The 22,574-nt window shown below is 65.4% G+C and carries 18 protein-coding genes; 11 read left to right on the top strand and 7 right to left on the bottom strand.

Annotated features, from left to right (window positions below; genetic code table 11):
* Window positions 1-25: 25 nt before the first annotated feature.
* The gene (locus tag AR540_RS00635) at window positions 26-1,747 is read right to left on the bottom strand and encodes an AmpG family muropeptide MFS transporter (RefSeq protein WP_059226052.1); all 1,722 of its coding nucleotides are present in this window, start codon (window positions 1,745-1,747) and stop codon (window positions 26-28) included.
* Between the two features lie 28 nt (window positions 1,748-1,775).
* A complete protein-coding gene (locus tag AR540_RS00630) occupies window positions 1,776-2,114 on the bottom strand; it encodes an MGMT family protein (protein WP_059225928.1) in 339 nt (112 codons plus the stop codon).
* A 237-nt stretch (window positions 2,115-2,351) separates the two neighbouring features.
* On the opposite strand from AR540_RS00630, the gene AR540_RS00625 reads away from it, so the two are divergent.
* From AR540_RS00625 to pncB, 10 genes are all read left to right on the top strand, one after another.
* Complete coding sequence (locus AR540_RS00625; RefSeq protein ID WP_059225927.1) at window positions 2,352-3,359, top strand: DUF481 domain-containing protein; 1,008 nt, start codon at window positions 2,352-2,354, stop codon at window positions 3,357-3,359.
* 151 nt (window positions 3,360-3,510) lie between these two features.
* Complete coding sequence (locus tag AR540_RS00620; protein ID WP_059225926.1) at window positions 3,511-3,969, top strand: FxsA family protein; 459 nt, start codon at window positions 3,511-3,513, stop codon at window positions 3,967-3,969.
* A 189-nt stretch (window positions 3,970-4,158) separates the two neighbouring features.
* Window positions 4,159-4,452 (top strand): co-chaperone GroES, encoded by a 294-nt coding sequence (locus AR540_RS00615; RefSeq protein WP_007161933.1) that lies wholly within the window; start codon window positions 4,159-4,161, stop codon window positions 4,450-4,452.
* A gap of 39 nt (window positions 4,453-4,491) precedes the next feature.
* A complete protein-coding gene (gene groL, locus AR540_RS00610) occupies window positions 4,492-6,132 on the top strand; it encodes a chaperonin GroEL (protein ID WP_059225925.1) in 1,641 nt (546 codons plus the stop codon).
* Window positions 6,133-6,384: 252 nt separating this feature from the next.
* The gene (locus AR540_RS00605; protein ID WP_059225924.1) at window positions 6,385-7,059 is read left to right on the top strand and encodes a response regulator transcription factor; all 675 of its coding nucleotides are present in this window, start codon (window positions 6,385-6,387) and stop codon (window positions 7,057-7,059) included.
* Between the two features lie 2 nt (window positions 7,060-7,061).
* A complete protein-coding gene (locus AR540_RS00600; RefSeq protein ID WP_059225923.1) occupies window positions 7,062-8,351 on the top strand; it encodes a sensor histidine kinase in 1,290 nt (429 codons plus the stop codon).
* A gap of 251 nt (window positions 8,352-8,602) precedes the next feature.
* Window positions 8,603-9,289 (top strand): class I SAM-dependent methyltransferase, encoded by a 687-nt coding sequence (locus tag AR540_RS00595; RefSeq protein ID WP_059225922.1) that lies wholly within the window; start codon window positions 8,603-8,605, stop codon window positions 9,287-9,289.
* 30 nt (window positions 9,290-9,319) lie between these two features.
* On the top strand, window positions 9,320-10,018 hold the full coding sequence (locus AR540_RS00590) for a lipopolysaccharide kinase InaA family protein (RefSeq protein WP_059225921.1): 699 nt from the start codon (window positions 9,320-9,322) through the stop codon (window positions 10,016-10,018).
* Window positions 10,015-10,233, top strand: coding sequence for a hypothetical protein (locus tag AR540_RS00585; protein WP_177339174.1), 219 nt, complete (start codon window positions 10,015-10,017; stop codon window positions 10,231-10,233). Before AR540_RS00590 ends, AR540_RS00585 begins: the two co-directional genes overlap by 4 nt.
* An 82-nt stretch (window positions 10,234-10,315) precedes the next feature.
* The gene (gene pncB / locus AR540_RS00580) at window positions 10,316-11,518 is read left to right on the top strand and encodes a nicotinate phosphoribosyltransferase (protein WP_059225919.1); all 1,203 of its coding nucleotides are present in this window, start codon (window positions 10,316-10,318) and stop codon (window positions 11,516-11,518) included.
* 27 nt (window positions 11,519-11,545) lie between these two features.
* Here the strand turns inward: pncB and selO are convergent, their stop codons facing one another.
* From selO to AR540_RS00565, 3 genes are all read right to left on the bottom strand, one after another.
* Window positions 11,546-13,006, bottom strand: coding sequence for a protein adenylyltransferase SelO (gene selO, locus AR540_RS00575; protein WP_059225918.1), 1,461 nt, complete (start codon window positions 13,004-13,006; stop codon window positions 11,546-11,548).
* Window positions 13,007-13,023: 17 nt separating this feature from the next.
* On the bottom strand, window positions 13,024-16,368 hold the full coding sequence (mscK, locus tag AR540_RS00570; RefSeq protein ID WP_059225917.1) for a mechanosensitive channel MscK: 3,345 nt from the start codon (window positions 16,366-16,368) through the stop codon (window positions 13,024-13,026).
* Window positions 16,369-16,466: 98 nt separating this feature from the next.
* Window positions 16,467-18,206 (bottom strand): potassium/proton antiporter, encoded by a 1,740-nt coding sequence (locus tag AR540_RS00565; protein ID WP_059225916.1) that lies wholly within the window; start codon window positions 18,204-18,206, stop codon window positions 16,467-16,469.
* Between the two features lie 128 nt (window positions 18,207-18,334).
* Between AR540_RS00565 and AR540_RS00560 the strand changes: the two genes are divergently transcribed.
* Window positions 18,335-19,171 (top strand): 23S rRNA (adenine(2030)-N(6))-methyltransferase RlmJ, encoded by an 837-nt coding sequence (locus AR540_RS00560; RefSeq protein ID WP_059225915.1) that lies wholly within the window; start codon window positions 18,335-18,337, stop codon window positions 19,169-19,171.
* Window positions 19,172-19,214: 43 nt separating this feature from the next.
* Here AR540_RS00560 and msrA read toward each other — a convergent pair whose 3' ends face one another.
* The gene (msrA, locus tag AR540_RS00555; protein WP_059225914.1) at window positions 19,215-19,880 is read right to left on the bottom strand and encodes a peptide-methionine (S)-S-oxide reductase MsrA; all 666 of its coding nucleotides are present in this window, start codon (window positions 19,878-19,880) and stop codon (window positions 19,215-19,217) included.
* 81 nt (window positions 19,881-19,961) lie between these two features.
* Window positions 19,962-22,568: a putative bifunctional diguanylate cyclase/phosphodiesterase gene (locus tag AR540_RS00550; protein ID WP_059225913.1), complete on the bottom strand. Its 2,607-nt coding sequence runs from the start codon at window positions 22,566-22,568 to the stop codon at window positions 19,962-19,964.
* Between the last annotated feature and the right edge of the window lie 6 nt (window positions 22,569-22,574).

The raw sequence follows: 22,574 nt of genomic DNA, 5'->3' as shown, positions 1-22,574 counted from the left end.
CAGGCTGGGGCGGCTACCGGCCGCCTCAGTTGCCGCCGCCTGAAGAGCCGCTCGCCAGTGGGGTGCGCCGCTGGCGCAGCCAGAGCACCGCGATCAGCAGCAGGGTGGGAATGCCCATCAGCGCCGTCAGTGAGAAGAAGGAGCTGTAGCCGACGTGCTCCACCAGGGCGCCGGAGTAACCGCCCAGCAGTCGCGGCAGGAGCAGCATCAGCGAGCTGAGCATGGCGTACTGGGTGGCCGAGAACCGTAGATTGGTCAGGCTCGACAGGTAGGCGACGAAGGCCGAGGTAGCCATGCCGCCGCTGATGTTGTCGGCGCAGATGGTGGCGATCAGCAGCGGCACATTGGCGCCGGTGGCGGCGATCACCACGAACAGCAGGTTGGTCAGGGCCGAGGCGGCGCCGCCGACGAAGAGGATCGGCAGGATGCCCACCCGGGTGATCAGCACCCCGCCCAGGCCCGCGCCCAGCAGGGTCATGAGCACCCCGAAGATCTTGCTCACGCCGGCGATGGTTTCCTTGCTGTAGCCCACGTCGATATAGAAGACGCTGGCCATCACCCCCATCACCGTGTCCGACAGGCGATAGGTGGAGATCAGCCCGAGCAGCAGCAGCGCCTGCCACTGGTAGCGCTGGATGAATTCGGTGATCGGCGTCAGCACCGGTGCCATCAGCCGGCGACCGGGCGCGGTGAGGCAGAGCCAGGCGATCAGGGCGTACATCAGGCCGCGCGGCCAGTAGCCACCGGCCAGGGCCGAGAGGCCGCCGGTGACGGCGACGATGAGCACGATCAGCAGGATCACCGAGACCATCTGGTGCACGAAGTCGAAGCGCGGCAATTCCTCGGCGTTGACCGCATCGCGCAGGCGCAGGGGCTGGCGCATGCGGCGCAGCAGGTCGCTCAGCGGCTTGGAACAGTAGCGCCCCCAGGGCGACAGGCAGCCGAGGATGAACAGCCCGTAGAGCAGTGCCCGCGGCCAGGCGTGGGCGATGATGGCGTTGATGGCGGCGGGGATGGAAATCAGCATCACCAGCAGCAGGGCGACCGCCACCAACTGGTGATTGAAGCCGAAGCGCGATTCCGCCATGGCCATGGGGGCCACCGGCACCGGCTCACGGATCATCAGGCTGGTCAGCAGGCCCGGCAGGACCAGCAGGGCGAACAGCATATAGGTGGTGGCCCAGGCGCTCTGGCTGTAATCCAGCTTGGACGAGCCCAGCTCCTCGGCGAGGAACAGGGCGCCGGCGCTGGCCAGCAGGGCGGCGATGCGATAACCGGTCATGTAGCAGGCGGCCAGGGCAGCCTGGCGTTCGTCGTCGGCGATCTCCAGGCGATAGGCGTCCACCGCGATGTCCTGGGTCGCCGAGGCGAAGGCCACCAGCACGGCCAGGGCGATCAACTGTTCCAGGTGCTGCTGCGGATTGCACAACGCCATGCCGACCAGACCCAGGCCTACCAGGATCTGCGACAGCACCAGCCAGGAGCGACGGCGCCCGAGCTTGCCGATCAGCGGCAGCTTCCAAAGATCGAGCATGGGCGACCAGACCCATTTGAAGGCATAGGCCAGACCGATCCAACTGGCGTAGCCGATGGTCTCGCGACTCACCCCGGCCTCGCGCAGCCACACCGAAAGGGTGGAGAACACCAGCATGGCCGGCAGGCCGGCAGCGAAACCCAGCAGCAGCATGGCCAGGCAGGCCTTGGACTTGTAGGTGGTGACGGCTTCACGCCAGAAACGTGCAAACATGCCCTTGGGCTCGGAAAAAACGCGCACTCTACTCGACACCCTCAGCTGGATTCCACCGGTACCGACGCATGTCCACCCGGTCCTCGTACAGCATCACGCCCTCGGCGCGCAGACGCTCGCGCTGCTCCCGCCCCGACGGGCTGTCCAGGGGCAGGCTTGGCCGGCCATCCGCGGCGATCACCCGGTGCCAGGGCAGGGTGCTGCCCGCGGGCAGCCGGCCCAGTACCCAGCCTACCCAGCGTGCGCCGCGCCCCAGGCCGGCGAGCGCGGCCACCTGCCCGTAGCTCGCCACCCTTCCCGGGGGGATGGCGGCCAACGCCTGGAAAACCGCTTGGCGGCGGAGATCTGAATCGGAGGCGTCGCGCATGATGCTCTTGCTGCCGGAGAAAGAGTGCCAGTGTGCCGAAAAGTTTGGTTACGGTGGGAATGAAACGTGTCAGCTGTCCGCTTTCTGGCAATTCTCTCGGCCGTTGAGCCGGTATTTCCGAAAACTTGCGCAACTTTTACCCAAGAGCTGTTGCGCAAGGCCTGACTACCCGGATAATCGCCACCCGCTCGTTTCGTTACCTTTCCACCCAAGTCCACCCAAGGTGTCCTGGTGCCCATGCGTTTTCGATTCCTTACCTCGCTCGCGCTGCTGTCGCTCGTGTCCTTCGCCCACGCTGACACCGTCTGGCTCAAGAACGGCGACCGCCTGACCGGAACCATCAAGCTGCTCGACAGCAAGAAGCTGCTGCTGCAGACCGAGTACGGCGGCAACATTCCGCTGTCCTGGGACAAGATCAAGACCCTGCAACGTGACCAGCCCGTGATCGTCCAGCGCGGCAAGTACGAACCCGATTTCCCCGTGGAAAGCCTGAAGCCGGCCGACGACGGCCAGGTAGTGGTGAACACCGCGGATGGCCAGCAGACCGTGCCGCTGGCGAGCATCACCCAGATCGTGCCACCGCGTCCCTTCCTGCGTGACTTCGCCTGGAAGGGCAACATCGACGCGGGCCTGGACTACATCAGCTCGTCCCAGGACAGCGAAAAGTACGACATCGACTTCAAGACCCAGGCTCGGCACGGCATGTGGCGGCACAATGCCAACGGCAGCTATGACCGCTACGAGTCCGACGACGTGGTGTCGACCAGCAAGTACGATCTGCAATACGCCCTGGATCGCTTCTTCGACGAGAAATTCTTCTGGCAGGGCCGCGCCGAGTACAAGCGCGACTGGATCCAGGACCTGGCCAAGCAGCGTATCGTCGGTACCGGTCCGGGTTACCAGTTCTGGGACAACGAACTGGGCGCCTTCTCGCTCACCGGACTGCTCAACCAGAACCGCTACGAGTATCGCGATGGGGGTTCCAGCGACTTCCTCTCGGCGAGCATGAAGTGGGACTACAACCGTTATCTCTACGGTCAGACCATCCAGTTCTTCACCACCGGCGAACTCGGCCGGCCGCTGGACAACACCGCCGACCTGACCTTCGATGGCGACATCGGCCTGAGGTACAAGGTCACCAACTGGGCGTCGCTGAACCTCAAGGCGTCCAAGGAGCTGACCAGCGGCGCCGAAGGCAACGTCAACCAGACCGAGTATACCGCTGGCGTCGGCGTGTCCTGGTAACCCGATGTTTCCCTGACCCTCCGCAATCCCCTCAAGGCCGCGACTTTCGCGGCCTTGTCGTTGGTGCCGGGCGCCTGGCGGTGACCTTGAAATCGGCTCGACCGCCTCCATCTCAGGTCTTTCAACCGGTTTCTACCGTGAAGGACCTGAGATGCGCGTGACCGCCTTACTCTTCTTGCTGTTCCCTTTTGTGGAACTGGCCGTACTCATCAAGATCGGCAGCGAAATCGGCGTGCTCGCCACCTTCGCCCTGTTGCTGCTGAGTTTCCTCATCGGCGTCGCCCTGCTGCGCATCGCCGGTTTCACCACCCTCTGGCGGATCCGCATGCGCCTGGCCCAGGGGCAGATGCCCGAGCAGGAAGTGGTCCAGGGACTGACCCTGGCCATCGCCGGTGCCCTGCTGATCTTCCCCGGCTTCATCAGCGATTTCCTGGCGCTGATCTGCCTGCTGCCCGTCACTCGCAAGGCGCTGGTCGGTGCCGTGTTGGGCCGGGTGAGCCGTCGGGCGCCCGGGACCCAGGGCTACCAGCCGGGTCCGGGCTCTGCCACGCCCCATCGCCCGGAGGTGATCGAGGGTGAGGTCATCCATCGCGACGAGGAAAAACGCTAAAAATTTTCCTGGCCACCCTTGAAATGCCCGGCGACAACCTCATGTAGCGGACACCGCAAGGTTGTCGCCGCAAGGCGAGCAGGTTTCGCGATCCGTCTCGGGCGGGCCGCACCCGGCGCAGCCGGTAAAAACAAACTGCCGATGCAGTCATCGGCGCTGGAAACACTTAGAACTTTGGGAGATACGACAATGGCGCTTCGTCCTCTGCATGATCGCGTTGTGATCCGTCGCAGCGAAGAAGAGACCAAATCCGCTGGCGGCATCGTGCTGCCGGGCTCGGCTGCCGAGAAGCCGAACCGCGGTGAAGTGGTTGCCGTAGGCACTGGACGCGTGCTGGACAACGGCGATGTCCGGGCTCCGGCGGTAAAAGTGGGTGACAAAGTGGTTTTCGGTCCCTATTCCGGCAGCAACGCCATCAAGGTTGATGGTGAAGAACTGCTGGTCATGGCCGAGTCCGAAATCCTGGCTGTCATCGAAGGCTGATCCCCGCTCACTTTTCGAATTTCTTAGAGGAAACAGAACATGGCTGCAAAAGACGTCAAATTCGGTGACTCCGCGCGCAAGAAGCTGCTGACCGGTGTCAACACCCTGGCCGACGCCGTCAAGGCCACCCTGGGCCCGAAAGGCCGCAACGTGGTTCTGGAGCGTAGCTTCGGTGCTCCCCTGATCACCAAGGACGGCGTATCCGTCGCCAAGGAGATCGAACTCAAGGATCGTATCGAGAACATCGGCGCCCAACTGGTGAAAGACGTGGCCTCCAAGGCCAACGACGCTGCCGGTGATGGCACCACCACCGCCACCGTGCTGGCCCAGGCCATCGTCACCGAAGGCCTGAAGTCCGTGGCCGCCGGCCTGAACCCAATGGACCTCAAGCGCGGCATCGACAAGGCCACCGCCGCCGTCGTCGCCGAGCTGAAGAACCTGTCCAAGCCCTGCGCCGACAGCAAGGCCATCGCCCAGGTGGGCACCATCTCCGCCAACTCCGACGAAAGCATCGGCAACATCATCGCTGAAGCCATGGAGAAGGTCGGCAAGGAAGGCGTCATCACCGTCGAAGAAGGCTCGGGCCTGGAAAACGAACTGTCTGTCGTCGAAGGCATGCAGTTCGACCGTGGCTACCTGTCGCCCTACTTCATCAACAAGCCCGACACCATGTCCGCCGAGCTGGACAGCCCGCTGCTGCTGCTGGTCGACAAGAAGATCTCCAACATCCGCGAACTGCTGCCGGTGCTGGAAGCTGTCGCCAAGGCCGGTCGTCCGCTGCTGATCGTCGCCGAAGACGTCGAAGGCGAGGCCCTGGCCACCCTGGTGGTCAACAACATGCGCGGTATCGTCAAGGTCGCCGCCGTCAAGGCGCCCGGCTTCGGTGATCGTCGCAAGGCCATGCTGCAGGACATCGCCATCCTGACCGGCGGTACCGTCATCTCCGAAGAAGTCGGCCTGAGCCTGGAAAGCACCACCCTGGAGCACCTGGGTCAAGCCAAGCGTGTGGTCCTGAACAAGGAAAACACCACCGTCATCGACGGCGCTGGCGTCGAAGCCGACATCCAGGCCCGTATCAAGCAGATCCGTGCCCAGGTCGAGGAAACCTCTTCCGACTACGACAAGGAGAAGCTGCAAGAGCGTCTGGCCAAGCTGGCCGGCGGTGTTGCCGTGATCAAGGTTGGCGCTGCCACCGAAGTCGAGATGAAAGAGAAGAAAGCCCGCGTCGAAGACGCCCTGCACGCTACCCGCGCTGCGGTGGAAGAAGGCGTGGTGCCCGGCGGCGGTGTCGCCCTGGTGCGTGCCCTGGAAGCGCTGAAAGACCTGAAAGGCATCAACGAAGAGCAGAACGCCGGTATCAACATCCTGCGTCGCGCCGTCGAAGCGCCCCTGCGCCAGATCGTGACCAACGCCGGTGACGAAGCCTCCGTCGTGCTGGACAAGGTCAAGCAGGGCAGCGGCAACTACGGTTACAACGCCGCTACCGGCGAGTACGGCGACATGCTGGAATTCGGCATCATCGATCCGGCCAAGGTGACCCGTAGCGCGCTGCAGGCAGCCTCGTCCATCGCTGGTCTGCTGATTACCACCGAAGCCATCGTGGCTGAGCTGCCGAAAGACGACGCAGCCCCGGCCATGCCCGACATGGGCGGCATGGGTGGCATGGGCGGCATGATGTAAGAGCCTCTTAGGCCTTACGGCCGAGCCCGAACCCCGGTGATCCTCGCGGACACCGGGGTTTTTTATGGCCGTCAGTCCTTCGTCGTCAGCGGGCGGACCGCTGGCTGGTACCGCACCGAGATCGCACCGGACGATCTGTCATGACGGGTGATCCGCGGTCGCTCCGCTGGTCGAGGTCGGCCTGGGCGATTAGGCTGGGTGCCGAATAGCACAAGGCGGATTGCCGGGCGATCCGTGGAAGAGGTCAGCGACATGCGTATCCTGGTGGTGGAAGACAACAAAGACATCCTCAGCAACCTGCTGGACTACCTGAGTCTGAAGGGCTACAGCGTGGACTGCGCCCAGGACGGGCTCTCCGGCCTGCACCTGGCGGCGACCGAGCACTACGACCTGCTGATCCTCGACATCATGCTGCCCGGCATCGATGGCTACACCCTCTGCCAGCGGCTGCGCCAGGATGCCCGGCGCGATACCCCGGTGATCATGCTCACTGCCCGCGACCAGCTCGACGATCGCCTGGAGGGCTTCCGCTCCGGCGCCGACGACTACCTGGTGAAGCCCTTCGCCCTGTCCGAGCTGGCGGCTCGGGTCGAGGCGGTGATGCGTCGCACCAAGGGCGGTGGGCGCCGCCAGCTGCAAGTGGCCGATCTCAGCTACGACCTCGACACCCTGGAGGTGAGCCGGGCCGGCAAGCCACTCAAGCTCAACCCCATCGGGCTGAAGATTCTCGCCCTGCTGATGCAGAAGTCGCCCCATGTGGTCCGTCGCGAGGTGCTGGAGGAGGCGGTCTGGGGTGAGGACTATCCGGACAGCGATAGCCTGCGCAGCCATGTCCACCAGTTGCGGCAGATCATCGACAAACCCTTTGCGCAGCCGCTGCTGCGCACCATCCATGGCGTGGGCTACAAGCTGGTCGAGCAGGACTGAACATGGAATACCACCTGAGCCTGTCGCGACGGATCGTCATCGCCTTCGTCCTGATGACCTTCCTGGTCGGCGGCGTATTTTCCCTGGGTATCGTCGCGGTGGTGCACACCGTGGAAGAACGCCTGATCTCCACCGACCTGCACAACGAGCTGGAGCGCATGGTGCAGCGCGACATGCGCACGGGTGGGCAGCCGGTGCTGGACCCCGACATGCGGCTGTACTACGTGCCCCTGGCCGACGTGGCGCAGTTGCCCGAGCACCTGCGCGACCTGCCCGAGGGGTTCAGCGAGGTGGAGGAAGACCGGCAGTACTTCTATGCCTACGTGGCCGAGATCGATGGCAATCACTTCGTCCTGCTGCAGAACCAGAGCGATTTCGAAGCGCGGGAGCGATTGCTCTACAAGGTGGTGTTGGGCGGCTTTCTGATCAGCGTGGCGCTTGCCTGGCTACTGGGCTGGGCCCTGGCGCGGCGGGTGATCGCCCCGGTGGTGCGGCTGGCGCGACAGGTGCGCCGGCGCGACCAGATCCTCGACGTCACGCCGCCACTGGCACCGGACTATGCCAAGGACGAGGTGGGGGAATTGGCCGGCGCCTTCGACGACGCCTTCGACCGCCTGCGTGCCGCCCTGGCCCGCGAGCGACTGTTCACCAGCGACGTCAGCCATGAATTGCGTACCCCCTTGATGGTCATCAATTCCTCCTGCGAGCTGCTGGCCGCCACGCCCGACCTGCCGCCGCGGGCGCAGGGGCCGCTGGAGCGCATGACCCGCGCCGCGCGGGAGATGCAGGAGCTGGTACAGACCTTCCTGGCGCTGGCCCGCAACCAGGGTGACGGCGATGGCCAGGCGCCGCGGGCGTCCCTGGCCACGGTGGCGCGACGGCAGACCGGCGAGTGGCGCGCGGCGGTGGAGGCCAAGGGCCTGCACTGGCGCCTGAGCGTGGCGCCCGAGGCGGACGCCTATCTGTGGCACGAGCCCTTCCTGCGCTCGGTGATGAGCAATCTGCTGCGCAATGCCCTGCACTATACCGAGAGTGGCTACATCGCCCTGCAGGTCGGTGCCCACGGCTTCGTGGTGGAGGACAGTGGCGTGGGCATTCCCGAGGAACAGCGCGAAGCCATGTTCCAACCCTTCGTGCGTGGCGCCGAGGGGCGCGGGGAGGGACTCGGCCTGGGGCTGTCGCTGGTTCGGCGGATCTGCCAGCTGCAGGGCTGGAGCGTGGCCCTGGGGGAGAGCTCGACCGGCGGTTGTCGCTTCGCGGTCGATCTGGGACCCGACAGGATAACGGGCTAGTGTGGTGCTTCAGACGTTCGCGCAAGGATTGGCAGGTGATTTCTTGACCTAGGCTGGGCGCCGTGACGAGTCAGGCAGGGCCATGGCGAGGAGTGGCAACGACGCTTAAGCCAAAAAAGCGCCGCCAAAATTGTGTAGTTGGCCTCTGAAACACCACACTAGGGTTACAGAATTTTCACAATCGCTTGACCAGCGTTTGACAGGTCCCTGGTTAGGGTAGCGGCATCTTCTACCCCCCAGGAGCCGCCTTCGTGAAAGCGCCCATCGACCTGCCCTTTTCGCAAAAGTACGACGCCGACCACGCCCGCCAGTACTACCTGAAGCACCAGGATGGTCTGGCCCGGCGCCTGTCCCACTGGCGCGACGCGCAACTGGCGCGGCAGGCCCTGAACATCGCCGGCCAGCCCAACCTGGTGCTGGACCTGCCCAGCGGTGCTGGTCGCTTCTGGCCGCTCCTGGCGGAGAAGCGCAATCGGGTGATCATCGGTGCCGACTACTCGGAAAACATGCTGGCCACCGCTTGCGCGCAGCAGCCGGCGGACGTGGTGGCACGGGTGCGGACACTACAGACGTCGGCTTTCGCTATCGACTTGTCCGACAATTCTGTAGATTGCATTTTCTGTATGCGGTTGTTGCACCACGTGGGCGAATCGGCGGACCGCCTGGCGCTGCTGCAGGAGTTCCACCGCGTGACTCGTGACAGCGTCATCCTGTCGCTGTGGGTCGATGGCAACTTCAAGGCCTGGCGACGCAAGGCGCTGGAGCGCCGGCGCGAGGCCCAGGGCCGCGACCGCGGCGGTTATCAGAACAGATTCATCGTCGAGCGTGCTCAGTTCGAGGCGGAGGTCGCCCAGGCCGGTTTCGTGGTCGACCGAGCCCTGGATTTCCTGCCGGGCTACGCCATGTGGCGGGTCTACGTCCTGCGCAAGGCCAGCTGAAGTCGTTAGAGAATAAGAGAGAGGTAGTCGATGGGAGCCGTGACGCGGGGAGAGGGGCGTTTCGATCAGTGGTGGAATACCGCTGGCGACTGGGTGGAAGCGCCCAACGTACGTCGTGGTGGCGAGAGTGGCGTCCAGCGTCTGCGATTGCCCGACGGCACCCTGGCCTACGTCAAGCGCCAGGTCGGCCACCTCTATCGCAGCCTGCGTCATCCCCTGGGGCGACCTACGGCCCTGCGCGAGCGCGATGCGCTGCTTGCCTTCCGCGACCTCGGCATCCAAGTACCCGAACTGCTGTTCTGCGATGCCCAGCATGCTGCGGGCGGCTGGCGCGCCCTGTTGGTCAGCGCCGCGCTGGACGGCTACCAGGATCTCGACCACTGGTACGCACAAGGTGGCGGCAGCCAGCTCAGCGAAGCCGAACACGAGCGTTTCCTGGCTACCCTGGGCGAGGTCCTGGCGCGGATGCATCGGCACCGCTGGCAGCACGGCTGCCTCTATCCCAAGCACATCTTCGTCGCCGACCGTCAGGGCGCCAACGGCAGGGAATTCGCCATTGCCCTGCTGGATTTGGAAAAATGCCGGCAGCGGTTGTCGCTGGAGACGGCCGCCCGTCGGGATATGCTCCAATTACGCCGCCATTCGTCGTGGAACGCTGCGCAATGGCGAACTCTGATTTACGTTTATCAACAGGCGTTGGGGCGAAAAATCAGAGGGTTGGAGTCATGACTTCACAAATTACTAGAGGTTTGTTGATCGCGGCCTTCTGCGGTGTCACTACCTTGGCCTATGCCAGCTGGTTGAGACCTGCGGCGGGGGTGGTCGGCAGCGAAGGGCTCGACTACTGCCAGACCCCGGTCGCCCGTAATCTGAGTACTTCCAACACCGGCAGTCACGATCTGCTGCTGTTCCTCTTCGGCATGACCCAGACCCACAACCGCTGACCCTCGCGGGCGCCAAGGTCCTTTCACTCGTCAGGCAAGTTCGGCATGCTGTCGATCGATCCTTAGCTGCCGAGTCCAGCCAATGATGGCCGATAGTTTTTCCGAGCGGGCAGTGCAAAGTCTGCTGGATACCGATTTCTACAAGCTCACCATGATGCAGGCCGTCCTGCACAACTATCCCAATGCGGAAGTCGAGTGGGCCTTCCGTTGTCGTAACGACGAAGACCTGCGGCCCTATCATCGGGCCATCCAGGCGGAAATCGATGCCCTCGCCGACGTCGCCATCAGCGACAGCCAGCTGGCCTTTCTCGAGCGCATCCCTTTCATCACCCCCGACTTCATCCGCTTCCTGCGGTTGTTTCGCTTCAATCCGTCCTATGTGTTCCTCGGCGAGGAAGAGGGGCTTTTCACCCTGACCCTCAAGGGCCCCTGGCTGCATCTCATCCTTTTCGAGGTGCCGATCCTGGCGCTGATCAGCGAGGTGCGCAATCGCCAACGGCATGCCGAGCTGCCGCTGCAGGTGGCCCGGGACCAGCTCTATCGCAAGTTCGACTGGCTGGCCCAAGAAGCCGGCGCCGACGAGCTGGCCGAATTCAAGATGGCCGACTTCGGTACCCGGCGCCGCTTTTCCTATGGTGTGCAGGAGATGGTGGTGCGCAGCCTGAGGGACGACTTCCCCGGTCGTTTCGTCGGTACCAGTAACGTGCACCTGGCCTGGGAGCTGGGCGTCGCGCCCCTGGGCACCATGGCCCACGAGTGGCTGATGGCCCACCAGCAACTGGGTCCGCGGCTGATCGACAGCCAGATCGCCGCGCTCGACTGCTGGGTCCGGGAATATCGCGGCCAGTTGGGTATCGCCCTGACCGATACCATCACCATGGACGCCTTCCTGCGTGATTTCGATCTCTACTTCGCCAAGCTCTTCGACGGCCTGCGCCACGACAGTGGCGATCCGCTGCAATGGGCGGAGAAGGCCATCGCCCATTACCAGCAACTGGGCATAGATCCCCTGACCAAGACCCTGGTGTTCTCCGACTCGCTCAACCTGGAAAAGGCCCTGGCGCTGTTCCGTGCCTTGCGCGAGCGCATCAACGTGAGCTTCGGCATAGGCACCCATTTCACCTGCGATATTCCCGGCGTGCAGCCGATGAACATGGTGCTCAAGATGAGTCGCTGCAACGGCCAGCCGGTGGCCAAGATCTCCGATGCGCCGGGCAAGTCCCAGGGGGGCGAGCCGGATTTCCTGCACTATCTGAGGCATGTCTTCCAGGTCGACGGCGCCTGAGTTCGGGCGCCTTGCCGGGGCTAGGCCTCAGGACGAGCAGCTGATCTCCAGATGCTTGCCCCAGTCCGGCGGCCGCTGGGCGAAGCGTTCCCGCCCGGGCAGGGCCTCGAAGGGACGCGACAGCACCTCGTGCAGCAACCGCACCTCGCTGTAGTCCCCTGCTTCGGCCTGCTCGATGGCCTGCTGGGCCAGGTAGTTACGCAGGATATAGAGCGGATTGACCGCGTTCATCCGCGTGGTCCGTTCCGCCGCCGAGCCACCTTGGGCGTCCAGGCGGGTGCGATAGGCCTGGCTCCAGGCATCGAAGCCGCGCAGATCGATGAAGTCCTCCCGCACCCGGGCGAGCGCGGCGCCGGGCTCCTCCTCGCCCAGGCGGCGGAAGAACAGCGAATAGTCCACGCCACCCTGCTGCATCAGCGCGAGCAACCGCTCGACCAGTTCCTGGTCGTCGTCCCGCGCTTCCTGCAGACCCAATCGGCGGCGCATCAGGTCCAGGTAGTGGGCCTGATATAGCGGCAGGAAGAGGGCGATGCTCTGCTGCAGCTCCTCCACCGCCACCTGGGGCGTCAGCGCCTGGGCCAGGGCCGCCAGGTTCCAGTGGGCGATGGGCACCTGGTTGCTGTAGGAGTAGCGACCCGTGTGATCGGAGTGGTTGCAGATGAACTGGGCGTCGAAGTCGTCGAGGAAGGCATAGGGGCCGAAATCGAAGGTCAGGCCCAGGATGGAGAAGTTGTCGGTATTCATCACCCCGTGGCAGAAACCATAGGCCTGCCAGTGGGCGATCAGCGCGGCGGTACGCTCCACCACCTCGCGGAACAGCGCCGCCCAGGGTTGCGCCTGGCCCTGCAGGTGCGGGAAGTGCGCCGCCAGCACGTGTTCGCCCAGGCGCTGCAGCTGCTCGTGCTGGCGCGTGTAGTAGAAGTATTCGAAGTGCCCGAAGCGCACGTGGCTGGGCGCCAGGCGTAGCAGGGTGGCGCCGGTTTCCAGCCGCTCGCGGACCACCTGGGTCGAGGAGCCGATCACGCAGCCGGCGCGGGTGGTCGGGATGCCCAGGGCATGCAAGGCCTCGGAGGCGAGGAATTCGCGAATGGAGGAACGCAGCACCGCGCGGCCGTCGCCCATGCGCGAGAAGGGTGTGAGGCCGGCGCCCTTGAGGTGCAGGTCCCAATGCTCGCCACGCCCGTTCACCACCTCGCCCAGCAGCAGGCCGCGACCATCGCCCAGGCGCGGGTTGTAGGAGCCGAACTGGTGGCCGGAATAGACCATCGCCCGGGGCTCGGCGCCGTCCCATAGCTGGGCACCGGCGAACACCTGGGTGAATTCGGGCGTCTCGGCCACCGCCGGGTCCAGGTCCAGCAACGCCAGGGCCGCTGGCGAAGCGATTACCAGCCGCGGGTCGTCCAGCGGCCGGGGCTCGATATGGGTGGAGAAGTCATCGCCCAGGCGGGCGAATCTGTTGTCGAAGGTCAGGTCGAGCAGCTGTTTCATGGCTATCCCAGGGGCAGTCAGGCTTTGGGTGGCTTGGGTTCCTCGGCCTCCTGCTGGGCATCCCCTTCAGGTAGGAAAGACTTTTTGCCCAGTTGTTTCTCCGCGCCATGACGATTCTTAAGGGTGATCTCCATCTGCGGGGTCGACAGCAGGTTGATGCCCGCGTCGCTCAGCAACTGGTCGATGCGGCGGATCAGCTCGTCGGTGGCGGCGCTGCGATCGCCCAGCTCGCGCACGTAGATGCGCAGCTCATGGTCCAGGGTGCTGGCGCCGTAGTGGGTGATGTGCAGCGAGGGTTCGGGATCGTGCAGCACCCGCGGATTCTCCTTCACCGCCTGCATCATCAGGCGCTGCGCCTCGGCCAGGTCACTGCCGCGGTTGATGCCGAAGGTCAGCACGATGCGGGTGACGGTGTCGGTCAGCGTCCAGTTGATCAGCTGGCTGGTGACGAAGGTCTTGTTGGGCACCACCACCGACTTGCGGTCGGCGTCGGTGATGTGGGTGGCGCGGATGCGGATCTTGTTCACCGTGCCGGTCACGTTGCCGATGGTGATGAGGTCGCCCACGCGTACCGGGCGCTCGAAGAGGATGATCAGGCCGGAGATGAAGTTACCGAAGATCTCCTGCAGACCGAAACCCAGGCCGACCGAGAGGGCCGTGGCCAGCCACTGCAGCTTGTCCCAACTCACCCCTAGGGTCGCCAGGGTGGTGACGACACCGACCCCGACGATGACATAGGAGAGCAGGGTGGTGGTGGCGTAGGCGCTACCCTGGGCCAGGTTGAGGCGCGACAGCACCAGTACCTCCAGCAGACCGGGCAGGTTGCGCGCCAGGGCGACGGTGAGGCCGGCGATGACCAGGGCGATGATGAACACCCGTAGCGTCAGGGGTACCTCGGTGGCGGTGGCGCCGGTGCCACTGGTGTACTGGTAGAGGGTGACGTTGTCCAGGTAGGAGAACACCGCCACCACGTCGGCCCAGACCAGGTAGAGCACGCCGAGGAAGGCCAGCAGCAGGCTCAGGCGCAGCAGGCGCGAGGACTGCTGGTTGACCTGCTCCATGTCCAGGGTCGGCTCCTGCACCACCTCGACGCCCTCGGCGTCTTCCTGCTGCGCCTGGCGTTTCTGCAGGGCACGCTGGTAGGCCAGGCGCCGCGCGGCCACGCTCAGGCCGCGGGCCAGGGTGGCTTCCAGGATGATCCAGGCCATCAGCACATAGAGGGTGTCCACCAGGCGGTCGGTGAGCTTGAGCGCGGTGTAGTAGTAGCCGAACAGCACGGCGAAAAACAGTACGGCCGGGATGGCGGTGATCATCAGGCCGAGCAGCAGGCGGAAGAACGGCAGGCGTTCCCGGGCGCTGGCGTTGAGCAGCGAGCGACCCAGCATCCAGGCCAGGCTGGCGTAGGCCGCCAGTACGATGAGGATGCCCAGGACGTCGTCGGCGAGTCCCGCCAGCTGGCGTTCGGCGATGGCCACCACCGCCATCAGCGCCAGCGCCAGCAGGCCCACGCGGCGCACCAGGCGGCGCAGGGATTGGGCCTGGGGGCGGGCCCAGCGGAAGTGAGTCTCGGCGACACCGCCGGAGGCCAGCAGGCGATACACCGTGTAGAACACCAGCCAGCCGGCGGCCATCTCCAGCAGGGCTGCGCCGATGGCCGCGTTGACGCCACGTTCGTCACCCTCCAGGGCCACACCGCCCAGCCAGAGCACCAGGCTGGCCGGCAGGCCGAGCAGGACGGTGAGCAGGATGGCCTGGGGCGTGTGCAACTGGCTGTCACGCTGGTAGTGGCCGATGTCCTTGTTGAGCTTGCTGACCCGGGCATGGATGCGGGGACGTTGCCAGATCAGGGTGGCGAAGGCCAGCACCAGGGGCAGCAGCAGCAAGGGCCGCTCGGCCAGGCCGACATAGAGTTCATGGACGCTGGAGGCCCAGGGCACGTCGCGCAGCTGCTGCATCAGCTTGAGCGGGGCGGTCTTGGCCCAGTTCCAGTCCAGCGGCTTGTTGCTGGGAATCCAGAACATCTGCTCGTCGAGGGTGCCGCGCAGGTTGGTGATGGTGCTCTGCAACTGACGCTGGTTGAGCTGCAGGTCGATGGACTCGCTGAGCAGGGCATTGAGCTCGGTGTTCAGGCGTTCCTGCAGTTCGCTGCGGGTCTTGAGCAGGTCGAGCAGTTGCTGGCGCAGCTGGGGCGTCACCTTTTCCGGTGGCTGCTGGGCCAGCAGGTTGCTGACGTAGCTGTCGGGATTGGCGATCTGGGCACGCTGCTGGTTGAGCTCGAACTGGTAGAGGCGCAGGTCGGCGATGTCGTCGGTGAGGTCCTTGTTCAGCTTGACCGATGGCAGGGCGGCGCGCTGCTGGTAGAGCAGCTTGGAGAGCAGCACGCTGCCCTTGAGCACGCCGATCTGCTGCTCCATGGTCTCGCTGGTCTGCTTGAGCTGATCCAGCTGCTGACGGGCCTCGAGGTTGCGCCGATTGAGATCGTTGAGGCGGTCGGTGGCACGCAGCAGGTAGTCGGAGAGTTGCAGGTTGAGACCGGTCTCCTGGGACAGGACATCATCGCCGGCAGTCTTCTCCGACTCCCGTGAGGCCTCGGCCAGAGTCTTCTCCGACTGCTGGCGGCGCTTGCCGCTGATCAACGTCTGCAGGTCCAGGGTTTCCTGCTCGTAGCGCTTGACCTGCTCGGTGAAGAGTTCGCGACGAATGGCGCCCAGGTCCTGCAGCACGCTGTTGCCGGCCAGCTCCTGGCGCAGCAACTGGATCTGGGCGGTGTCGGCGGCCTGTTCGGCGAGCAACTGGTTGCGTCGCTCGGTGGTCAGGGTCTTGTTGTTCTCGCGACCGCTCTTGAGCAGGTCGGCGATCTGCTGCAGCCGGGTTTGCAGGTTGGCGATGTCCACCTGGGCGCGCTCGGGGCGGGTCTGGGCGTTGATCACCAGGCTGTTGGCCGCATTGAGGTCGTCCTGCACGCTGTTGAGCGCCAGGCTGGTCTCGCTCAGGCGCTGCTCCAGGGTCTGGGGCGTGGCCCCGGCGTAGCGCTGCTCGGCCGGCTTGACCGGTTCGGCGCGCAGCCGGGCGAGCTGGCGTTGGGCATCCTTGGTCTGCTGCGGTGCCTGGGCCAGTTGCTGGCGCAGGTCGGCCAGCTGCTTGACGTACTGGTCGCGCTGGTCGAGCAGCTTCAGCGTCTGCTGCAGGCTGTCCTGGGCGGCGGCCTGCTCGGCAGCGGGCAGCTTGCGCGCGGCCAGGCCGTCCAGGCTCTGCTGGACCTGTTGCGCATCGGGCGGCCCGGAATCCTGGGCGACGACAGGGAAGGTGAACAGGCAGCTGCAGAGGGCGGCAGCGCGAAGCAGAGCGGACAGGCGTTGCATGCGGCAGGCGTCGGGCAGTGGAAAGGCGCGAGGTTAAAGCGGTGCTGGCGAGGGCGCAAGGCGGCACCGTTCAAGCCGCGACCCCTGTTCATCCACGGTTAAAGAAAGAGCGCGGGCCCGCTGCTCTGGCCTTCGGGAAACTTCACGCCGACCTTGCGCACGCGCTTGTTCTCGATGGCCGCGACGATCCACACCAGGCCGTTCCATTCCACCAGGTCGCCGACGATGGGTTCGCCGCCGATCTCGTGGGTGATGAAGCTGCCGAGGCGCTGGTTGCCGTCCACGTCGCCCAGTTGCAGGCCGTACAATGCGGCCACGGCGCTCAGTTCGGCGTCGGCTTCCAGGACGAAGTCGCCGAAGAATCTCTGGGTTTGCTGCGGCGCCTGGCTGAACAACCGGCCCAGGGCCGGCAGGTCGTGCTCGTGACCGACCACGCAGAGGATGTCGCCGGCCTCCAGGGTGGTGCTGCCGGAGGGGTGCAACAGCGTCTCGCCGCGGAACAGCGCGGCGATGCGGGTCCCCTCGGGCATCTTCAGCTCGCGCAGGGCCGCGCCGATGCACCATTTCTCGGCGCCCAGGCGATAGATGAACAGCTCCCACTCGCTGGTGGGGTGCACCTGCAGGCCGGCGCGGGAGAAGGGGGCCGGTTCCGGGGGGACGGTCACCTTCAGCAGCTTGGCCGCCAGCGGCAGGCTGGAGCCCTGGACCAGCAGGGAGACCAGCACGATGAAGAAGGCCACGTTGAAGAACAGCTGGGCTTGGGGCAGCCCGGCCATCATCGGGAAGACCGCCAGGATGATGGGTACCGCGCCACGCAGGCCGACCCAGGCGATGAAGGCCTTCTCGCGATCATGGAAGGCGCGGAAGGGCAGCAGGCCAATGGCCACCGACAGTGGGCGGGCGACCAGGATCATCCACAGCGCCAGGCCCAGGGCGGGCAGGGCGATGGGTAGCAGGTTGTGCGGTTCCACCAGCAGCCCCAGCACCAGGAACATGCCGATCTGCGCCAGCCAGGCCATGCCGTCGAGCATGTGCAGCATGCTGTGCCGGCTGCGGATCGGCCGATTGCCCAGCAGCAGCCCGGCCAGGTAGACGGCGAGGATACCGCTGCCATGGGCGGCATTGGTCAGGGCGAAGATCAGCAGGCCGCCGCTGATGGCCAGCAGCGGATAGAGGCCGTCGGCCAGGTGGATGCGGTTGATCAACTGCAGCAGCAGCCAGCCGCCACCGAGGCCGATGACGCCGCCGATGGCGAATTCGCTGACGAAGTGGCCGAGCAGGCTCCAGGTGAAGCCGCTCTGGCCGCTGGCGAGCATCTCGATCAGGGTGACGGTGAGAAACACCGCCATGGGGTCGTTACTGCCCGACTCGATTTCCAGGCTGGCAGTGACCCGTTCGTTGAGGCCGCGACCGCCGAGCAGGGAGAACACCGCGGCGGCATCGGTGGAGCCGACGATGGCACCGATCAGCAGGCCTTGCAGCAGGCTGAGATCGAACAGCCAGGCCGCGGCGATGCCGGTCAGGCCGGTGGTGATCATCACGCCCACGGTGGCCAGCGACAAGGCCGGCCAGAGCGCCACTCGGAAGCTCGACACCCGGGTGCGCATGCCACCATCGAGCAGGATCACCGCCAGTGCCAGGTTGCCTACCAGGTAGGCCATGGGGTAGTTGTCGAAGGCGATGTGGCCGGGCCCGTCGACCCCAGCGAACATGCCGACCACCAGGAAGATCACCAGGATCGGGATGCCGATCCGCGAGGAAATCGAGCTGACCAGAATCGACAGGCCGATCAGCACCGCACCGATCAAGAACAAACTGTTGATGGTGACGGCGTCCAAGCGCGACTCCTAGGGCAAAGGGTTGAACAACCTAGGGATTTAACCCGCTGGGTGGCCGGGGTGTCAAAGCGCAGCGCGGCTTCGGACAGGGAAGACGGTACACTGTAGGGCTGACGCTGGAGTATTTCATGAACTACCGACACGCCTTCCATGCCGGCAACCACGCCGATGTCTTCAAGCACCTCACCCTGTTGCGCCTGGCCGCGCTGCTGGCGCGCAAGGAGGCCCCCTTCGTCTATCTGGACAGCCACTCCGGGGTCGGGCGCTACGACCTCGCCGGCGACCAGGCTAGCCGCACCGATGAGTGGCGGGAAGGCATCGGCCGGCTCTGGACGCTGGAAGGCGCGCCGGCGGCCTTCGCCGGCTATCGGGAAGCGGTGGCGGCGCTCAACCCCGATGGCGCCCTGCGCTACTACCCGGGTTCGCCCGAGCTGATGCGTCAAGCCCTGCGCGACCAGGATCGGCTGCTGCTCAACGAATTGCATCCCGAGGACGGGCGGTTGCTCAAGGAGAACATGGCGGGTGATCGCCGGGTGGCGGTGCACCAGAAGGATGGCTGGCTGCTGCCGCGTGCCCTGCTGCCGGTGCCCGAGCGCCGGGCGCTGCTGCTGATCGACCCGCCCTTCGAGAAGGCCGACGAGCTGGAGCGCTGCGTCAAGGCGGTGCAGGAAGCCATCGGCCGCATGCGCCAGACGGTCATTGCCCTCTGGTATCCGATCAAGGACCGCCGTCAGCTCAAGCGCTTCTATGCAGGGCTTCAGGGCAGTGGCGCACCCAAGCTGCTAAGGGCCGAGCTGCTGGTCAATTCGGCGGACGATCCGACCCGCCTCAATGGCTCCGGATTGGCCATCGTCAATGCGCCCTGGGGGCTGGAAGACGAGTTGCGCGAACTGCTGCCCTGGCTGGCCGAGCACCTGGCTCAGGGCGAAGGCAGCTGCCAGCTGGACTGGTTGATCGCCGAATAGGCGGCCCCTGGACCAGGAGCCGGCCAGCAGTACCGCTGTGCCTCTATGCCTGGCGCGCCAGACTCGGCGGCAGGCAGACGCCGGTTCCGGCCAGGCCACAGTAGCCGTTGGGATTCTTCGCCAAATACTGCTGGTGATAGGCCTCGGCATAGTAGAAGGGCGGCAGCGGCGCGATCTCGGTGGTGATCTCGCCATAGCCCGCCTCGGCCAGCTTGGCCTGGAAGGCCGCCTGGCTGGCCTCGAAGACTTCCCGCTGACTGTCGTCGGCGTAATAGAGCGCCGAGCGATACTGGGTGCCGACGTCGTTACCCTGGCGCATGCCCTGGGTCGGATCGTGGGCTTCCCAGAACACCTTCAGCAGCGCCTCCAGGGAGGTCTGGGCCGGATCGAACACCACCAGCACCACCTCGGTATGGCCGGTCAGCCCCGAGCAGACCTCTTCGTAGGTCGGATTGGGCGTATAGCCGCCGGCATAACCGGCAGCGGTGGTCCAGACCCCCGGTTGCTGCCAGAAACGGCGTTCGACGCCCCAGAAGCAGCCCATGCCGACCACCAGGCTCTGCAGGCCGGCGGGGAAGGGGGCCTGCAACGGATTGCCGTTGACGTAGTGGGCAGCGGGGACGGCCATGGGGGTCTCGCGACCGGGCAATGCCTGGTCGGCGGAGGGTAGGTGGCTCTTCTTGGTCAGAATTTCGGAACGCAGGACCATGGGTTACCTCGTGGGGGAAGGCCTGGCGAAACGCGCCTCGTCGGCAAGGTCGCCCAGGCGGGGTCGGGGCCGCTCGGCGGTTCAGCGCACCGGCAGGTAGCGCGTCAGCGCGGTCTCGAGCTGCTCGGCCGGGATCGGCTTGTCGAACAGGTAGCCCTGGCCGATATCGCAACGATGATGGCGCAGGAAAGCCAGCTGCTCGGTCGTCTCTATGCCCTCGGCAACCACCTCCAGTCGAAGGTTGTGGGCCATGGCGATCACCGCGGAGGTGATTTCCATGTCGTCCTGGTTGTCCGGGATGTCCTTGATGAAACTCCTGTCGATCTTGATGATGTCGATGGGGAATTTTTTCAAGTAGCTGAGCGACGAATAACCGGTACCGAAGTCGTCCATCGCCAGGCTCATGCCCAGGCGCTTGAGGGCTTCCAGGGTTTCGCGGGTAGCGTCGGTGGCGTCCAGCAGCAGGCTTTCGGTGAGTTCCAGCTCCAGGCGCTCCGGGGCGATGCGCTCTTCGTCGAGGATGGTGACGAAGGACTGCACCAGTTCGGGATCGGTGAATTGCTTGGGCGACAGGTTGATGGCGATCTGCAGGTCGCCGAAACCCATCGCGGCCAGCCGGTGCAGCTGGCGGCAGACCTCACGGATGATCCATTTGCCGATGGGGATGATCAGACCGGTTTCTTCGGCGATGCTGATGAACTGGTCCGGACGGATCATGCCCTTTTCCGGATGCTGCCAGCGGATCAAGGCCTCCAGGCCCAGCAGCCTGGCGCGCTTCAGGCAGACCTTGGGCTGGTAGTGCAGCAGGAGTTCGTTCTGCTCGAGGGCGCGGCGCAGGTTGTTCTGCATGAATAGTTTGTTGCTGGCCTCGGCGATCAGCGCCTCGGTGAAGATCTGAACCTGATGGCCACCATTGGCCTTGGCGCGATGCAGGGCGAGGCCGGCATGCTTGATCAGGGTCTGGGGGTCGGTTTCGTGCGGGCGCGCGGTGGTCAGGCCGATCGAACAGCTGATCAGGGTGGGATGGCCGTCCACGTAGAGCGGCGGATCGAGGGCCACCAAGGTGTCGCGGGCCAGGGCGGCGGCGGAAACGGCGTCCATCCCCTCCAGCAGCACGGCGAATTCGTTGCTGGCGATGCGGGCGATCAGGGCGCTCTTGCCCAGGGCGGTGCGCAGGCGACGAGCCAGCCCGACCAACAGTTGGTCGCCGATGCGATGGCCCAGGCTGTCGTTGACCCGCTTGAAGTTGTCGACGTCCACCAGCAGCAGCGAGTGCTCGCGGCTGGCGTTGGACTGCTCCAGGCGTGCCTCCAGGCGGGCGATGAAATGGCTGCGGTTGGCCAGGCCGGTTAGGCTGTCGCGGAAGGCGATCTCGTCGTGTTGCTCGGGTGCGAAGCGTGTCTTGCTGGTGTCCTGGAAGATCCCCAGGTAGCCCTGCAGATCGCCGCTGGGTTGCAGGATCTTGGAGATCGAGAGCAGGCCCCAGTAACTCTCGCCGTCACGCCGGTAGCAGCGCATCTCGCCCTGCCAGCTGTCCTGGTGCGCGAGCCGCTGCCAGGCTTCGTAAAGCAGCTCGCTCCAGTTCTCCAGGGCCGGCAGCGACTCGATGAGCATGCCCTGGATCTTGGTGATGGGATGGCCGGTGATGCGGGCGAAGCTATCGGTGGCATGTTCCAGCCGCCCCTGGGCGTCGAGCAACAGGAAGGCATCGGTGCTGGCTTCCATGACTCGGGTGAGCGGGTGGATCAGCTTCGGCAGGCTCGCCGGGCTGTGGATGAGGGCGGCCAGGCAATCGGCCAGGCTGCGGGCAAAGGCGACGTCTTCCGCCGCCCAGGTGGCGGCCTGCTGGCGTCTCAGGCAGAGCACGCCGGCCAGGTGACCATCCTGGAGCAGCGCCACGTCCAGGGCGGTCCCGCCGCCGGTGTTCGCTGGCTGCAGCACCTGGCTCGCCTCTTCGATCACCTGCTGCTCACGCAACAGGCGGCGATGCTCGGTGCACATCGCGGTGATCCGCTCGTCACTGGTCAGGTCGCTCAGGCCATTGCCGTCCAGGCGCCATAGGCCGACGTGGTCCACGTCGAAGGCCGCGGGTCCATGGGCGAGGATGAGTTGTCCCAGCTCGGCGTCCGTCGGGTCCTGGCGCAGGGCCAGGCGAGACAGGCCGAGCAGCAGGTCCTGGCGGGCCTGGGCGATCGCCAGGCGGCGCTGGTGGTGGTCCTGGTTGTCCTGCAGCAGGGCGAGGCTGGAGCGTAGCGCCAGGGTATGGGCTTCCCACTGGCTGGAGAGCGCGTCGTCGTTGGCTACCCGCAACAGATAGCCGCGCAGCAGGGGTCGCCCATGGCGCTGCAGGCTTTCGCCTACCTCGACGACCTGGCAGGGCGCGCTGGGGGAATGGAACAGGTAGCGCACCTGGTAGCTGCCGTGTTCGGCGAGCTGCAGCTGGATATCTTCGTGCAGCCGGTGACGGACACTGGGTTCCATCAGGCTGGCATAGGGCGCATCGATGAGCGAGCACAGCGCCTGTGCCGGCAGGCCGAGACTGACGTCACAGCGTGGATCGAGATAGAGCATCGCCCAGGAGGCTTCATTCAGACGCTCGAAGCGCAGCAAGCCCAATCGGGCAGGAGCGCTGAGGGCGCCCGCCTGATCGGCTACCGCGGCATCGGCAGCGTCGGAATGAATACTCATGCGAGA

This window comes from Pseudomonas sp. EpS/L25 (assembly GCF_001512295.1).
Lineage (GTDB): Bacteria > Pseudomonadota > Gammaproteobacteria > Pseudomonadales > Pseudomonadaceae > Chryseomonas.
The sequence above is the reverse complement of the archived record's forward strand: the minus strand, read 5'-3'. Positions and strand labels throughout refer to the sequence as shown.

What these genes read in the sequence shown, in the direction of transcription:
- AR540_RS00605 (WP_059225924.1), top strand. Translation starts at nt 6,385, where the DNA reads ATGCGTATCCTGGTGGTGGAAGACAACAAAGACATCCTCAGCAACCTG.
- pncB (WP_059225919.1), top strand. Translation starts at nt 10,316, where the DNA reads ATGATGGCCGATAGTTTTTCCGAGCGGGCAGTGCAAAGTCTGCTGGAT.
- selO (WP_059225918.1), bottom strand. Translation starts at nt 13,006, where the DNA reads ATGAAACAGCTGCTCGACCTGACCTTCGACAACAGATTCGCCCGCCTG.
- AR540_RS00585 (WP_177339174.1), top strand. Translation starts at nt 10,015, where the DNA reads ATGACTTCACAAATTACTAGAGGTTTGTTGATCGCGGCCTTCTGCGGT.
- mscK (WP_059225917.1), bottom strand. Translation starts at nt 16,368, where the DNA reads ATGCAACGCCTGTCCGCTCTGCTTCGCGCTGCCGCCCTCTGCAGCTGC.
- AR540_RS00590 (WP_059225921.1), top strand. Translation starts at nt 9,320, where the DNA reads ATGGGAGCCGTGACGCGGGGAGAGGGGCGTTTCGATCAGTGGTGGAAT.
- AR540_RS00615 (WP_007161933.1), top strand. Translation starts at nt 4,159, where the DNA reads ATGGCGCTTCGTCCTCTGCATGATCGCGTTGTGATCCGTCGCAGCGAA.
- AR540_RS00550 (WP_059225913.1), bottom strand. Translation starts at nt 22,568, where the DNA reads ATGAGTATTCATTCCGACGCTGCCGATGCCGCGGTAGCCGATCAGGCG.
- AR540_RS00630 (WP_059225928.1), bottom strand. Translation starts at nt 2,114, where the DNA reads ATGCGCGACGCCTCCGATTCAGATCTCCGCCGCCAAGCGGTTTTCCAG.
- AR540_RS00625 (WP_059225927.1), top strand. Translation starts at nt 2,352, where the DNA reads ATGCGTTTTCGATTCCTTACCTCGCTCGCGCTGCTGTCGCTCGTGTCC.
- msrA (WP_059225914.1), bottom strand. Translation starts at nt 19,880, where the DNA reads ATGGTCCTGCGTTCCGAAATTCTGACCAAGAAGAGCCACCTACCCTCC.
- AR540_RS00620 (WP_059225926.1), top strand. Translation starts at nt 3,511, where the DNA reads ATGCGCGTGACCGCCTTACTCTTCTTGCTGTTCCCTTTTGTGGAACTG.
- AR540_RS00560 (WP_059225915.1), top strand. Translation starts at nt 18,335, where the DNA reads ATGAACTACCGACACGCCTTCCATGCCGGCAACCACGCCGATGTCTTC.
- AR540_RS00600 (WP_059225923.1), top strand. Translation starts at nt 7,062, where the DNA reads ATGGAATACCACCTGAGCCTGTCGCGACGGATCGTCATCGCCTTCGTC.
- groL (WP_059225925.1), top strand. Translation starts at nt 4,492, where the DNA reads ATGGCTGCAAAAGACGTCAAATTCGGTGACTCCGCGCGCAAGAAGCTG.
- AR540_RS00635 (WP_059226052.1), bottom strand. Translation starts at nt 1,747, where the DNA reads ATGTTTGCACGTTTCTGGCGTGAAGCCGTCACCACCTACAAGTCCAAG.